This window comes from Brevibacterium sediminis, from assembly GCF_024895295.1.
GTDB classification, from domain to species: domain Bacteria; phylum Actinomycetota; class Actinomycetes; order Actinomycetales; family Brevibacteriaceae; genus Brevibacterium; species Brevibacterium sediminis.
Window position 1 is genome coordinate 379,914 of record NZ_JAHQRN010000005.1, and the last position, 12,809, is coordinate 392,722.

Sequence of the window (12,809 nt, forward strand, 5' to 3'; positions counted from 1 at the left end):
GTCCCGAACCCCAGCGGGCGCGGGCCCGCACACCAACGGGTGCAAGCCCGTACCATGTCACCTACCCGAACTCTTCAGCGAGGAGACCCATGCCCGAGGCATTCATTCTGGACGGACTGCGCACCCCCATCGGACGCTACGGGGGGTGCACTGGCCGACCAGCGGCCCGACGACCTCGTGGCGACCACGATGAAGACCGTCGTCGAGCGGGCGGGCATCGACCCGACCGATATCGACGAGGTCATCCTCGGCTCGGCGAACCAGGCCGGTGAGGACAACCGGAACATCGCGCGCATGGCCGTGCTCCTGGCCGGACTGCCCGAATCCGTGCCCGGGTTCACCGTCAACCGTCTGTGCGCCTCGGGGATGACCGCAATCACGACGGCACGGGCGATGATCGCCGCGGGAGATGCCGATGTGGTCGTGGCCGGCGGAGTCGAATCGATGACTCGAGCCCCGTGGGTGAGCGAGAAGCCCTCGCGTGCGTGGTCGAAGCCGGGCCGGACCTGGGACACCTCCATCGGCTGGCGGTTCACGAACCCCGCTTTCGGTGAAGACACGACTCTGTCGATGCCGCAGACGGCTGAACGCGTTGCCGAGAAGTGGCAGCTGAGCCGTGAAGCCCTCGACGAATTCGCCTATCAGTCCCATCAGAAGGCGCTGGCCGCGCAGAAGGCCGGCAGCTTCGGCCCGGAGATCCTGCCCATCGGAGAAGTCACCGCCGATGAGGGTCCGCGCGATTCGACGCTGGAGAAGCTCGGCAAGCTGCGCCCCATCCACGGACCCGGGGGCGTCATCACCGCCGGAAACTCCTCCTCGCTCAATGACGGTGCCGCCGTCGTCGTGCTCGTGTCCGAGGACTATGCGAACAAGCACGGACTCACCCCGCGCGCCCGGATCGTCGCCGGTGCCAATGCCGGTGTGTCCCCGGAGATCATGGGCATCGGACCCGTCCCCGCGACCCGGAAGGTGCTCGAGCGCACCGGGTGGAAGGTCGGCGAACTCGAGGCTGTCGAACTCAATGAGGCCTTCGCCTCCCAGTCGCTGGCGTGCATGGGCGACCTCGGCCTCGACCCGGAGACCGTCAACGGCTTCGGCGGAGCGATCGCGCTCGGCCACCCGCTGGGCTGCTCGGGCACCCGCATCACTCTGACCCTGCTCAACCGCCTGGAGCAGGCCGGGGCGAAGAAGGGACTGGCGACCATGTGCGTGGGCGTCGGCCAGGGTTCGGCGCTGCTGCTGGAGCGCGTGTGAGCGCCGGCGGCAACGGAGGGGACACGAACGGCGCACCCGGCGTGAACGATTCCGCCTCCCCGCTGCTCATCGAACGCCATTCCGACCGCACGATCATCCGCCTCAACCGGCCGGAGGTCCGCAACGCCATCGACCAGTCGATGGTCGATGCCCTCCACGCGGTGTGTGCCGAACTCGAGGCCGAACCGAAGGTCGCGATCCTCACTGGCACCTCCGGCATCTTCGCCGCAGGTGCCGATATCTCGCAGCTGCGCAATCGTCGCCGCGATGATGCCCTGGCCGGGATCAACTCGAAGATCTTCTCCCGCATCCAGGAGCTGCCGATGCCGGTCATCGCGCTCGTTGAGGGATTCGCCCTCGGCGGCGGAGCCGAGCTCGCCTTCGCCGCGGACTTCCGCATCGGGACCCCGTCGACGAAGATCGGCAACCCGGAGACCGGTCTGGGCATCCTCGCCGCCGCCGGAGCCGCCTGGCGTCTGCGCGAACTCGTCGGCGAGCCCCGCGCCAAGGAGATCCTCCTGGCCGGACGCACCCTGCAGGCCGACGAAGCCAAGGCCATCGGTCTGCTCAACGACGTCGTCGATCCCGAGGACCTCGAACTCGCCGGTCAGGCGCTGGCCGATCGGATTGCGAGCTTCGCACCCGTGGCCGTGCGGCTGAGCAAATCGGCGTTCCACGCGCCGCGTGAAGCGCATCCGCTCATCGACAATGTGGCCCAGGCCGTGCTGTTCGAAACCGAGGAGAAGTTCGCCCGCATGGATGCGTTCCTGTCCAAGCGCGAGGCCAAGAAGGCGAAGAAGGCAGCCGAGCAGGAAGCGGCCGAGCGTGCCCGCGCCGAGGCCGTGACCACCGAAGCGATCGATCAGCAGCGCGATTCGCGCACCCGAGAAGAAGGCGACAACGCATGAGCGACACCACTGACACCCCCACCGAGGCGGCCCCCACCACCGCCCGCGTCCCCGATGTCGTCGGCGTCTTCGGAGGCGGTCGGATGGGTGCCGGAATCGCGCATGCCTTTGCCACCGCCGGTGCCCGCGTCGTCGTCATCGAGAACACCGACGACACCGTGGCCGCAGCCCGGGAACGCATCGACGCCTCGGTCGAGAAATCAAGGTCCAAAGGCATCGAGGTGCCCGGAACCGTCGTCGTCGACCGCGACCCCACCCTGCTCGACGAGGCGCTCCTCGTCGTCGAAGCCGTGCCCGAGATCGTCGAACTCAAGCAGGAGGTGCTCGCTGCCATCGCGAAGCACGCTCCTGCTGCGAGCATCGGCACGAACACCTCGGCGCTGTCGATCGACGAGCTCGCCGCAGCCCTGCCGCGGCCGCAGGCGCTCATCGGCCTGCACTTCTTCAACCCGGTGCCCGTGTCCGAACTCGTCGAGGTCGTCGTCGGCACCCACACCGATCCCAAGCTCGTCGACGTCGCCAAGGACTGGGTGACGGGGCTGGGGAAGACGGCGATCACGGTGAAGGACTCGCCCGGATTCGCCTCTTCCCGCCTCGGCGTGGCTCTCGCTTTGGAAGCGATGCGGATGGTCGAAGACGGCGTCGCCAGCGCGGAGGACATCGACCGGGCCATGACCCTTGGCTACCGGCATCCGGCCGGGCCGCTGAAGACGACGGACATCGTCGGCCTCGATGTGCGCCTCGGCATCGCCGAGCACCTCGCAGCGGAGATCGGTGAGCGCTTCACACCCCCGCAGATACTGAAGGACAAGGTCGCCGCCGGTGAACTCGGCCGCAAGACCGGACAGGGTTTCTACACCTGGTGACCAAGGACGCCCGCCCGGCGGGCACCGGCCGCACCACACTGACAGGACACGCAAAGGAGCATCCATGACCGAGATCCAACTGAAGAACCGCGGCCCGATCGCCGAGCTCGTCCTCGACGGACCCGAGTCCCGCAACGCCCTCGACGCGGACAACCTCCGCGATATCGCGGCCGCCGTGGCCAAGGTCGCCGAGGCGGTCCCGAACGTCCGCGTCCTCCTCATCCGCGGAGAGGGCAAGGTCTTCTGCTCCGGTCGCGACATCGCGAACGTCGACGTCGAGACGGATGACGCCCATGCCTTCCTCGCCGAGATCTTCGCCCCCGTCTTCCAAGCGATCAGGGCGCTGCCGATCCCCGTGATCGCCCAGGTCCAGGGGGCGGCCCTCGGGCTCGGGTACGGGGTCGCGGCGGCAGCCGACATCATCTTCGCCGCCGATGATGCGAAGTTCGGGTCCCCGTTCGCCGCAATCGGTGCGATGCTCGATTCCGGCGCCCACCACGTGTTCCTCGACCGGGTCGGCTATCACCGGACGATGGATCTTATCGTCACCGGTGATTTCTTGACCGGCGCCGAGGCGGCCGCCACCGGGATCGTCTCCCGTGCGGTTCCCGCCGTGGAACTGACCGACTTCGTCGAATCGAAGCTGGAGAAGATCGTCACCGGACCGGCCGAGGCCTTCGCGATGGAGAAGGGCTTCGTGCAGAAGCTCGCCGACGAGCGTCCGAACCTCGCCGAGGTGCTCGCCCAGGAAGCGGCCCTGCAGGAATCGGCGCGTCAGACCCCGGACTACGCCGAAGGATTCACGGCGTTCCAGGAACGCCGCAAGCCGAACTTCGGCTAAGACTCAGGAAGTTCAGGCGTCTCTGCCTGTGCGTGTTCGGCGTCTCGGGTGCGCTTCCACCGGCGCATCGTGATGATCGTCAGCGTGATGACCAAAGCCCAGGAGATGCCCACGCCGATGCCGTTGAGGACATTCGGCTCCCCGATGAAGGCACCGACGGCCACGAGGGAGAGCTGACCCGGCAGGGACGAGATGATGGTGGCGCTGAGGAATGTGCGGTTGTCGATGCCCAGTGCTCCGCTGCCGTAGTTGACCGGCCAATACGGGAACCCGGGCATGAGGCGCAGGGCGCACACTGCGTAGAAGCCGCCGCCGGTGAGCTTGGATTCGATCGTCTCGGCATGGGAGCCGAGCAGCCGCAGCACGGTGTCCCGGCCGAGGGCTCGGGCGATCCAGTAGCCGATCCAGCAGCCCGCGACGACTCCGACCATCGACAGAATGGTGCCGAACGGCAGCCCGTAGATGAGTCCTCCGGCGGTGGCCATGATCGTCACGGGGATCGGGGTGGCGGCGACGGCCATGTAGATGAGGACGAAGACGGCGAAGCCCCAGAATCCGGCGGCCGCGATATCGGCCTGCAGCACATCGACCGAGGGCAGGCGAACGTTGAAGACCGCCAACACTCCTGCCAGAACGACGAGAGCGAGTGCGATATTGCGCAGGATCGTCGGCCAGTCGAGGCGCCCATGGCCCGACCGGGGGCGGTGCGACCACTCCGCGGGCGAGGCGTCTTCGTGTCCGGGCATGGCCCGATCTTACGTCGCGCCCGGGGTGGTTGGGCAATCTCCGGCTCAGGCTGCGGGGCCCTCGGTCAGAGTCACCTTCGCGCTGTGGGTCTGACCGTCGGCGTCCGTCCAACTCAGCGACACGGTGTCACCGGGCTTGTGCTCGGCGATGGCCTCCGAAAGTGCGGTGCCGTCGGTGATCTGGGTCGAGCCGATCCGGGTGATCGTGTCTCCGGCGGTCAGTCCCGCTTCGGCGGCGGGGGTGTCCTCATAGACTCCGGCGACGACTGCTCCTTCGGCCTGCGATGACGAGCCCGACTGGCTTGGCTGACCTGACTGGCCGGCTTGGCCCGACTGGCCGTTCGAACTGCCGTCTCCCGGCTGGATCGACTGGCTGCCCTGGCCCGACTGGCTCGACTGCCCGTTCTGCGAATCCTGCTGGACCCCGATGCCGAGGAACGCCGGATAGCCGAGTGTGTTCGTCCTCGTCTGCTCGCCGTCGATGATCGACTCGGCCGTGGACAGCGCCGACTCGATCGGGATGGCGAAGCCGGTGACGGTGGCCGATCCCGACGAGGCCGCGGTATTCATGCCGACGACCTCGCCTTCGTCATCGAGCAGGGCCCCACCCGAATCGCCCGAGACGATATCGGCCTGGACCTGGATCATATTGTTCAGCGTCTCCGAATCCTCGGAGCCCTGAGCGGTGGTGGTGACGGAGGCGCCGAGGTCGGTGACCGTGCCGTCGGCGGCCTGCAGCTGTCCCTGTCCCTCGGAATTGCCGACGGCGGTGACGTCGTCACCGACCGTGACCGAGTCGTCATCGACCGTGGCCGGCTGCAGGTCCGAGGCGCCCTTGAGTTGGAGCACGGCGACGTCCTCCGTCGAATCGGAGCCGACGACGGAGGCCTCGTAGGTCTTGCCGGTGGTGGCTACGGTGACGGAGATCTTCGTCGAATCGGCGATGACGTGGTTGTTTGTCAGCACGAGACCGTCCTTGCTCAGCACGATGCCGGTGCCGGCCGCCTCGGCGTTCTCATAGCCGAGCTCGGTGTCGATGAGGACGACGCCGGTCGACTCCTTCTCACTCGCCGGGCTGGCCTCCTGCTGGGAAGAGCCGTCGCTGCCCTGGCCGGTGTCAGGGGACTGCGAGCCGCCGCCGGGAGCGGTGCCTCCGCCGTAGCTGCCTTGGCCGCCGTTTCCCTGTCCGAAGTTCGGGGACTGTGTTCCGTTCTGACCGCTGCCCCCTTGGCTGTTGCCGTTCTGCCCGCTGCCCTGGCTGGGGTCGGTCGGCTGCCCGGTGAAGGGGATGGCTGACTCGGTGGTCACGCCCGCGACCGTGCGGGCATGGGCCGCCGCGGCGCCCGGCAGGCCTGCAGTCGTTCCGATGCTCAGCGCCAGCGCCGCTGCCGCTCCGGTGACGGCCAGGGCGAGTCGACGCCTCCGGGGGCGGGATCGGGTGACGGATGCTGCCGTCGTCTCGGTGCCGAATGCGTTCTCACCGTTGTACCCAGCGCCGGTCGCCATCTGTGCTGACCTCATGCGCTTCGACTCGTTCATGGTCTGTGCCTTTCTCCGTTCTGCGGAAGTGCTCTGTGATTCCTATTGAGTACCCGCACGCTGTGGCCAAGCTGTGGCGCAGCTGGAGCGAAGCTTCGACTTTGTCAGTCGAGGGCTGAGAGGGTTGAGCCGATCAGCCGGCGATGACGATGATGCCGATCGCGGCGCCGATGTAGAAGAGGTTGACCGAGAGGATGAAGATGCGTTCGGCAATGCCGAAGAACTTCGGGCGCAGGGGCTTGATGATGAGCACGGCGACGCTGACGATGAGGGACACGAGTGCGAGCCACGAGATCACCTGGAGGAGCTGTGCCAAGGGTGCTGGTCCCTCGGCGGAGAAGAGTCGCACGAAGTTGCCCATGCAGGCGTAGCTGAGGGCGAACCAGGCGATAGCCATGAGATAGTGCAGTCGCCCGATCGTGGTCAGCTTCTCGCCTTCCAGATCGGTGGGGACGAAGGGCAGGGCGAGGAAGATCAGCGCGAGGACCGCGAGGGCGATGCTGACGAACGTCGAATCCTCCCAATCCGGCAAGCCGACGACGACCGCCGCGGCGAGCAATCCCCAGAACGGCACCGTCACCCAGGTCATCGCGCTGCTCAGGCGCCGGGTTGAACCGACCGCATAGTCGCTGACGGCGTGGCTGACCATCGAGTACTCGCTCTTGACGAGGTGGAGAGCGATGAAGAGGACGAGCCGAGCCAATCCGCAGGCGGCCGCGAGGGCGGCGAGGATGAGGGTCATGAGTGGTCTTTCGGGGTCTCGGAGCGGATGGTGCGGACCTCGTCGTGGAGGTCGCGGATCGTGGAGGCCAGAGAGTTCGGGTCGACGCCGATCGCTCGGGCATTGTCGTCGAGGGAGTGTCCGAGCAGGCGTGCGCAGTGCCCGCTCTTGTCTTCCCCCGCCGAGGTGAGGCGCAGTTCCCTACGATTGCCGGATCCCGGAGTCGCGCCGTTGGTGATGAGGCCGTCGGTCAGCAAGGCTTTGACGATCCCGGATCCGGCCGCCTCGGTGACGCCGAGTGATTTAGAGAGCGTGCGCCCGGTGATGCCGGGGTGCTGGCCGAGGATGACGAGGGCGACGTACTGGTTGTAGGTCAGTCCCTCGGGGCGCAGCATCTGCTCCGCCCACCGGTCGAGTGTGCGGACCAGGTCGTGGAGTTCATGAGCGAGATCCATGCTGTAAGTTAAGCACTTAAGTTAGTCGGTGGCAAGGGGCCGGCGAAGATTCTTCACTGAGGGGGAGGAAGGCGGTCGGGGGTCACAGCAGGGCTGTCCACGGCCGGTCCGACCATGACTGAAGACGACCGAACCCCGGCAGAACCATGGTTCTGCCGGGGATCGGAAGGGGGCCCGCGTCGAGGACGGCGGGTGGGCGGCTGCGTAGGGGCCGCCTCGGCGAGGTGAGGGTGGGGAACCGCCTTGGCGGGGATCCTGTCTGAGGGAGTCTCAGCCGGTGAAGATCGCGACGGCCTTGACCACGGTCAGAGACAGGCCCCAGAGGAGGCCGCCGACCACGACAACGGTGAGGACGGAGCCGACGGCCTTATAGGCGCCGCCGACGGGGGACTGCGGCGATCCGGAGTCGGGGACGTGGGCTACGGGGGTGGAATCGTTCATGATCTGACCCTTCCTTCAGTTCTCTTCGAGGGCGGCGGCCTGCTTGGCGGCGACGTCCTCTTCACGTTCGAAGTATTTTTCGCTGACCGGGCGGACGAGCACATTGGCGATGAAGCCGATGACCAGCGCGCCGACCATGATGAACATTCCCGGAGTGTAGAGCTCGGGGCCTTCCTTGCCTGCCGCCTCGCCGGCCTCGACGACGGAGTTGACGATGAGCGGACCGGCCACACCGGCCGCCGACCAGGCGGTGAGCAGTGCGCCGTGGATGGCTCCGACCTGGTAGACGCCGAAGAGGTCCTTGAGGTAGGCGGGGATCGTGGCGAAGCCGCCGCCGTAGAAGGAGATGATGATGAGGGTGGCGAGCACGAAGAGGAAGATCGAGCCGCCGCCGAAGAGGGCGACGACGAGGTAGAGGATCGCACCGACGCCGAGGTACATCATGTAGTTGTTCTTTCGACCCAGGTAGTCCGAGGTCGTCGACCAGATGAACCTGCCGCCCATATTGCCGATCGAGAGCAGACCGACGAAACCGGCTGCTGCGGCCGCGGTGATGCCGAAGTAGGACTGGATCATCGGGGCGGCGTTCTCGAGGATGCCGATGCCCGCGGTGACGTTGAGGAACAGGACGACCCACAGCAGCCAGAACTGCGGGGTGCGGATGGCGTTGCGGACGGAGACATTGCCCTTCGTCTGCATCGGCTTCGCCTCGACCTTCGAGGGGTCGAAGCCCTTCGGGGTCCATTCGGGGTGGGGGACGCGGATGACGAAGGCGCCGGCGGCGATGACCACGGCATAGACGATGCCGAGGGTGACGAACGTCGGCGTCAGACCGGCGACGAGGTGTTCCGGGTCGGAGCCGCCGCCGAAGAGGGCCATGAGCTGGTTCGACATCGGGCTGGCGATGAGGGCACCGCCGCCGAAGCCCATGATGGCCAGTCCCGTGGCCAGGCCCGGACGGTCAGGGAACCATTTCATCAGGGTCGAGACCGGGGAGATGTAGCCGATGCCCAGACCGATTCCGCCGATGACTCCGTAGCCGAGGTAGACCAGCCACAGCTGCCCGGTCATGATGCCGAGCGAGGCGATGAAGAAGCCGACGACCCAGCAGGTTCCGGCCGCGACCATCGAGGCGCGGGGGCCGTTCTTCTCCACCCAGGGGCCGAAGACGGCAGAGGAGATGCCGAGCATGAGAATCGCGATCGAGAAGATCCAGCCGATCGAGACCTCACCGGCGTCGAAGTGCGACATGAAGGGGATCTTGAAGACGCTGAATGCGTAGACCTGGCCGATGCACAGGTGGATGGCCAGAGCGGCCGGTGGGATCAGCCACCGGTTGAAGTTCTTCGGCGCGACGATCGCCGAGCGCGTGAGAATGGAAGCCACGGGAAGTCCTTTTCTGCAGTGGAACTCGTGTCACCGTCGACACCGGTCAGCGGACGGCAGGTGCGGCGGGCGGTCAGGTGACCGACCGGAGAGTCCACCTCAGAGTAAGTTCCACACAAGAGAAATGCGAGGAACACTCAGCAATTTCTTGAGAAAAGACGGCAATTTCTTGCCAAGTGGGATGTCGTCCGTGGCCCTCGGGGCTCAGAGGTGGATCGTGACGTCGGCCTGCTTACGCAGCTTCTTCGCGTACTTCTGCGTTGCTTCCTGAGACTTCTGGTTCTTGACCTGTTCCTTGAGCTGGGGACGCATGTCCTCGATCGGCGGCATCTCCTGCTGACCCTGGCCGCCCTGCTGAGCCATCTGCTCCTGCTGGGACTTCGCCTGTTCGTAGGCCTGCCCGATCTCTTCACCGCTGACCTCGAACTCACCGTATTCGTCCTCGACGAGGCCCTCGATCTTCAGCTGGTTCTTCAGCTCCGAGCGGACGTTCTCCTCGTCCATGCCCTGGTCCTTCATGGCCTTGAGGAAGTCCTTCTCGCTCATCTGTCCCGATTTCGCGGATTCCTTGAGCCCCTTGTCGATGTCCTTGTCCGAGACGTCGATCTTGCGCTTGTCGGCTTCCTGGACGAGCACTTCGGTGCTCACAAGGTTCTCGACCGTCTGCTTCTTCAGGCCCTTCTCATCGACCGGCTGTCCGGACTGCTGAGCCTGCATCTGCATCTGCTGATACTGGGTTTCGAAGAGGGGAACGAAGTCGTCCTTGAGGATCTTCTCACCGTTGACCTCGGCGACGACCTTCGGAATGTCCTTCGTGTTCGGTTTGCCCTGCTGGCCCTGTTGGTCTTGAGCAGAGTCGGCGCCGGGGGACTGTTCGGCCGCGGCCGAGGACTCCTTCGGCTTTGCTTCGTCGCCCTGACTTCCGCAGGCGGCCAACGCCACCACGGATACGGACATGGCCAGGCCCAGCAGCCACCGGTTCGTTCGCACATTCACTCCTGCTCATCGGTTTCAGCCTGCCAGGCTAACAGTGCCGACTCCCCGAAGAATGTGTGGAGTATGTGCGTCGCTTGGCAAGGACGATTGCGGTGGTCGGGGTCGGGGAGGCCCCGGGTATCTTCTGTTCGTCTCGGATTCGTCGATCGGGCACTGACGGTCGGCCGCCTCGGCGGATACACTGCGGCTACCGGAATCGTACGGAGCACGGTCCGTGCCATCCGCAGCGGAGGGAGTTGGCCATGGAATCGACGTTTCGCGGAGTGTTCCTCACCTGCACAGACGCCGAGGCGACCGCCGCCTTCTATCGCGAGATCGCGGGGCTGCCGCTGACGACCGAGGGCGATGAGGAGTACTCCTACTTCGTCGTCGAGGCCGGGGGAGTGCAGGTGGCTCTGCACTCGGCCGAGGCGTTCGCCGACTATGCGTTCCCGCCGGTGACGGAGTCGAATCTCACGCACCTGTACTTCCGGATCCCGGATCAGGCGGAGTTCCTCGAACGGATCAAGAACGCCGGCACTCCGCTCGTGGCGGTCGACGATGTCGTCGTCACGGTCGAGGACCCCGACGGCCGGAAAGTCATGTTCGGCACGGCGTGAGGCGGGGCGGCTCTACGGCTGTGTGTGAGTTCGTTGCCGGTCAGGCGCTCGGCTCGTAGGCCGAGTAGGTGATGCCGCTCGGGAAGGACTTCGCATCGATGAGCTTGAGGCGCGGCGGTCTGGCCGAGTGCGCGCCGTCGTGAAAGTAACCGCGTCCGCGACCCTGCCATACCGGATAGGTGAACATCCGATACTCATCGACGAGTCCCTCCGCGATGAGTTCGTGGGCCAGGGTGATGCTGCCGGTGACGATGACATCGCGTCCCGGTGCCTCGCGCAGGTCAGCGACCGCGCGCAGCGGATCGGAGCTGATGATCTGTGTGTTCTGCCAGCCCGGTTCGGTCAACGTCGAAGACACGACGCGTTTGTCGACCTGATTGAGGTGGTCCGCGACTCCGGTGGTGTCATCGGTGGCGTTCGGCCAATAGCCGCGGAAGTCCTCGAAGGTCTGCCGACCGAGCAGCAGCACGTCTTCGTTCGCGGACTGCCGCATGAGTTCGGCCGAGAGCTCTTCGTCCTGAGCCTGCGGATCGAACCAGTCGTCGAGCATCTCGACACGACCGTCGAGGGTGATGTTCTGAGTGATGATGATGCGCACGCTCGGTCTCCTCGTTGAGTGACGTGGGTAATCAACATTACTTGCCCGTGCAGACCGGCAACAAGGGTGCGTTGACCACCGCAGGGCATAGATTGGTAACAGCAGCCGACCGGAACCGGTCGAACCGAACCGCACGCCACCCACACGATGAGGAGCCCCATGACCACCCCAGATTTCCGCACCGAAGCTCAGGGCCACCTCGGCGATCTCATTTCCCTGCGACGGAAGCTGCACGCGAACCCCGAACTGGGATTCGACCTTCCTTTCACGCAGCGGACGGTGCTCGATGAGCTCGCCGGGCTGGGACTTGAGATCACCACGGGGGAGTCGCTCACCTCGGTGGTGGCCGTCCTCAAGGGCGGGAAACCCGGGCCCGCGGTGCTGCTGCGCGGCGACATGGACGCGCTGCCGGTCGTCGAGGACACCGGCCTCGACTTCGCCTCTGAGAACGGGAACATGCACGCGTGCGGTCACGACCTGCACACGGCGGGGCTTGTCGGCGCCGCACGCTTGCTCGCCGCTCACCGCGAGGAGATCCCCGGATCGATCATCTTCATGTTCCAGCCCGCCGAGGAGGTCGAAGGCGGGGCCGAGCCGATGATCGCCGAGGGCGTGCTCGAAGCCGCCGGTGTCCCGGTCGTCGCGGCCTACGGCATCCACGTCGAAGCCGACGTTCGAGGTCGCTTCACGACGAAGGGCGGGCCGCTCATGGCCGGCTTCGCCGACCTCAACCTGACCATCCACGGGGCGGGCGGACACAGCAGTCAACCGCAGGCGACCCGCGACCCCGTGCCGGCGCTCGCCGAGGTGGTGCTGGCCCTGAATACGATGACCGGTCGGTCCTTCGACATCTTCGATCCCGTCGTCGTCTCGGTCACTCAGCTCGAAGCCGCGCAGGCCAGCAACGTCATCCCGGACTCGGCGAAGCTCACCGCCTCCATCCGCTTCCTCTCCGCCGAGTCTGTGGCCCTGCTGCAGGAGCGGGTGACGGAGATCGCCGAGAACATCGCCCGGGCTCACCGCTGCACCGCCGAGGTGGACTTCCAAGTGGGATTCCCCGTGACCGTGAACAACCCTGCCGAGTCGACGGTCGTGCTCGAGCGGCTGGGCTCAGTATTCGGGTCCGAGCGGGTCGTCGAGATGGAGCATCCGCGGATGGGGTCGGAGGACTTCTCCTTCGTCTTGCAGAAGGTGCCGGGTACCTTCGTGTTCCTGGGCGCGACGCCCGAGGGCATCGACCCGGACGCCGAGACGAACCATTCGCCGAGGGTGGTCTTCGACGACGGCCTGCTCGGCGATCAGGCCGCAGCGCTCGCCCACCTGGCGTTTGCGCGGCTGGAAGACGAGGAGAAGCGCTGACACCTCTGGCACAAAACAGTGGTCGCAATCGGATACTCAGGAGGTCGTCCTGAAAGTATCCGATTGCGACCGCTGTTCGAGATTCCGTCTGAGGCGGTGG

At 66.1% G+C, this 12,809-nt stretch carries 13 protein-coding genes and 1 pseudogene; 6 read left to right on the forward strand and 8 right to left on the reverse strand.

Annotated elements, in window-relative coordinates:
* Positions 1 to 89 precede the first annotated feature (89 nt).
* From KTJ89_RS13960 to KTJ89_RS13975, 4 genes and pseudogenes are all read left to right on the forward strand, one after another.
* Positions 90 to 1,254: pseudogene (locus KTJ89_RS13960) on the forward strand (thiolase family protein).
* The gene (locus KTJ89_RS13965; protein ID WP_248283875.1) at positions 1,251 to 2,162 is read left to right on the forward strand and encodes an enoyl-CoA hydratase/isomerase family protein; all 912 of its coding nucleotides are present in this window, start codon (positions 1,251 to 1,253) and stop codon (positions 2,160 to 2,162) included. Before KTJ89_RS13960 ends, KTJ89_RS13965 begins: the two are co-directional and overlap by 4 nt.
* Complete coding sequence (locus tag KTJ89_RS13970) at positions 2,159 to 3,028, forward strand: 3-hydroxyacyl-CoA dehydrogenase family protein (RefSeq protein ID WP_259358141.1); 870 nt, start codon at positions 2,159 to 2,161, stop codon at positions 3,026 to 3,028. Before KTJ89_RS13965 ends, KTJ89_RS13970 begins: the two co-directional genes overlap by 4 nt.
* Before the next feature lie 64 nt (positions 3,029 to 3,092).
* Entirely contained in the window at positions 3,093 to 3,869 is a 777-nt protein-coding gene (locus tag KTJ89_RS13975) for an enoyl-CoA hydratase/isomerase family protein (protein ID WP_259358142.1), read from the forward strand.
* Here the strand turns inward: KTJ89_RS13975 and KTJ89_RS13980 are convergent.
* The 7 genes from KTJ89_RS13980 to KTJ89_RS14010 all read right to left on the reverse strand — a co-directional run bounded on the left by KTJ89_RS13980 (position 3,866) and on the right by KTJ89_RS14010 (position 10,147).
* Positions 3,866 to 4,615, reverse strand: a complete 750-nt coding sequence (locus KTJ89_RS13980; RefSeq protein ID WP_259358143.1) for a TVP38/TMEM64 family protein — start codon at positions 4,613 to 4,615, stop codon at positions 3,866 to 3,868. The genes KTJ89_RS13975 and KTJ89_RS13980 overlap by 4 nt on opposite strands.
* Positions 4,616 to 4,660: 45 nt before the next feature.
* The gene (locus KTJ89_RS13985; protein WP_259358144.1) at positions 4,661 to 6,154 is read right to left on the reverse strand and encodes a S1C family serine protease; all 1,494 of its coding nucleotides are present in this window, start codon (positions 6,152 to 6,154) and stop codon (positions 4,661 to 4,663) included.
* A gap of 133 nt (positions 6,155 to 6,287) precedes the next feature.
* The gene (locus KTJ89_RS13990; RefSeq protein ID WP_259358145.1) at positions 6,288 to 6,896 is read right to left on the reverse strand and encodes a DUF998 domain-containing protein; all 609 of its coding nucleotides are present in this window, start codon (positions 6,894 to 6,896) and stop codon (positions 6,288 to 6,290) included.
* The gene (locus KTJ89_RS13995) at positions 6,893 to 7,330 is read right to left on the reverse strand and encodes a MarR family winged helix-turn-helix transcriptional regulator (protein WP_139906544.1); all 438 of its coding nucleotides are present in this window, start codon (positions 7,328 to 7,330) and stop codon (positions 6,893 to 6,895) included. Before KTJ89_RS13995 ends, KTJ89_RS13990 begins: the two co-directional genes overlap by 4 nt.
* Positions 7,331 to 7,600: 270 nt before the next feature.
* Positions 7,601 to 7,771 carry a hypothetical protein gene (locus KTJ89_RS14000; protein ID WP_172172908.1) on the reverse strand — a complete coding sequence of 57 codons (171 nt, stop codon included), beginning with the start codon at positions 7,769 to 7,771 and terminating at the stop codon, positions 7,601 to 7,603.
* Between the two features lie 15 nt (positions 7,772 to 7,786).
* Positions 7,787 to 9,157: an L-lactate MFS transporter gene (locus tag KTJ89_RS14005; RefSeq protein WP_259358146.1), complete on the reverse strand. Its 1,371-nt coding sequence runs from the start codon at positions 9,155 to 9,157 to the stop codon at positions 7,787 to 7,789.
* A gap of 204 nt (positions 9,158 to 9,361) precedes the next feature.
* Positions 9,362 to 10,147 (reverse strand): SurA N-terminal domain-containing protein, encoded by a 786-nt coding sequence (locus KTJ89_RS14010; RefSeq protein ID WP_259358147.1) that lies wholly within the window; start codon positions 10,145 to 10,147, stop codon positions 9,362 to 9,364.
* A 248-nt stretch (positions 10,148 to 10,395) separates the two neighbouring features.
* On the opposite strand from KTJ89_RS14010, the gene KTJ89_RS14015 reads away from it, so the two are divergent.
* Complete coding sequence (locus KTJ89_RS14015; RefSeq protein WP_139906545.1) at positions 10,396 to 10,752, forward strand: VOC family protein; 357 nt, start codon at positions 10,396 to 10,398, stop codon at positions 10,750 to 10,752.
* A gap of 40 nt (positions 10,753 to 10,792) precedes the next feature.
* Here KTJ89_RS14015 and KTJ89_RS14020 read toward each other — a convergent pair whose 3' ends face one another.
* Positions 10,793 to 11,350: a dihydrofolate reductase family protein gene (locus tag KTJ89_RS14020; RefSeq protein WP_139467764.1), complete on the reverse strand. Its 558-nt coding sequence runs from the start codon at positions 11,348 to 11,350 to the stop codon at positions 10,793 to 10,795.
* Positions 11,351 to 11,509: 159 nt separating this feature from the next.
* Here KTJ89_RS14020 and KTJ89_RS14025 point away from each other — a divergent pair, with 159 nt between their 5' ends.
* Positions 11,510 to 12,709, forward strand: coding sequence for a M20 metallopeptidase family protein (locus KTJ89_RS14025; protein ID WP_172172898.1), 1,200 nt, complete (start codon positions 11,510 to 11,512; stop codon positions 12,707 to 12,709).
* Positions 12,710 to 12,809 lie beyond the last annotated feature (100 nt).